Source organism: Bacillus sp. L75 (assembly GCF_003676355.1).
Taxonomy (GTDB): Bacteria; Bacillota; Bacilli; order Bacillales; family Bacillaceae; genus Bacillus; species Bacillus velezensis.
In genome coordinates, this window is the sequence record NZ_ML064939.1 from 1 (window position 1) to 1,220 (window position 1,220).

The window sequence follows — 1,220 nt, forward strand, 5'->3', positions numbered from 1 at the left end:
ATACGGCCGATGTATTCGATGCCGCACTTCGCGTTCCATTTGACGAGGTCGCCGGTCCGGTACATGCGCTCGCCGGGCACGAACGGATCGGCGGTAAACCGCTTCGCCGTTTCTTCTTCACGGTTCAGGTATCCGCGCGCAAGACCGCGGCCGGCCACACACAATTCACCGGCAATGCCTTCCGGCTGCACCTGATCGCCGTCGCCGAGAATATAAACTCTCGTATTGGCAATTGCCCGTCCGATCGAAAGCGATCCTTCCTCCGGATTGATGACGCCGCTTGTCGCGACGACGGTGTTTTCCGTCGGGCCGTAGTTGTTGACGATCGTGTACGGCTGTTTCACCGCCCGCTTCAGCTTGTCGCCGCCGACGAGAAGCATGCGGAGAGAGGTATTTTCCAGCTCCATAAATTGTTCGGCCAGCTGCGTCGGCAGGAAGGTGATGGTCACGCCGTTCTCCTCGAAATAGTGATTTAAGCGGGTGATATCCAGCCGGATCGCTTCGTCAATGACATGAAGCTCCGCGCCGATGGTCCATGTCGGGAACATCTCCCAGATGGAGGCGTCAAAACCGAAGCCCGCGTATTTGGCGCTTTTATCATCCGCCGTCATGGCGAATGCGTCGTGATGCCAGAAGCACAGGTTCACCAGCGCATGGTGTTCGACCATGACACCCTTCGGCTGTCCGGTCGTTCCTGACGTGTAAATCATATAAGCGAGATGATCCGCCGTTGTTTCCGTCTGCGGGTTCGCTTCATCGTTTTCATCAAGCGGCAGGCTCAAAATGGAGCGGCTGCCGTCAAGCAGGATCGTTTCTCCGTTGTAGCTGTCCGGCACGCCCAGCGCTTCCTGTGTGAGAAGAAGCTTGGCGCCGCTGTCCTGCAGAATGTAGCTGATACGCTCTTCCGGGTAGTCGGGATCAATCGGCACAAATGCCGCGCCCGCTTTCAAGACGCCGAGTACGCCCGCGGCCATTTCCAAGGACGGTTTCGTCAAAATGCCGACACGTTCGTCAGCCGTGACGCCGCAGTCCATGAGAATGCGCGCGATGCGGTTCGCCCTTGCGTTCAGCTCGCCGTACGTCCATTTCGCGCCGTTATATGCCGCGGCCGGCCGGTTCGCGTAGCGGGCGGCCGTTTCTTCAAAGAGACGGTGAACCGTTTTGTCCCGCGGCACAGAAAGTGTTTTTCCTTTCCATGCGTCAAGGAGGGCTTGTTTTTC

1 protein-coding gene is annotated in these 1,220 nt (G+C 58.1%); it reads right to left on the reverse strand.

Translation table 11 applies throughout. From position 1 onward, the window contains the following. On the reverse strand, positions 1-1,220 hold a 1,220-nt coding region (locus D5S11_RS19645), incomplete at both ends, for an amino acid adenylation domain-containing protein (RefSeq protein WP_128424643.1).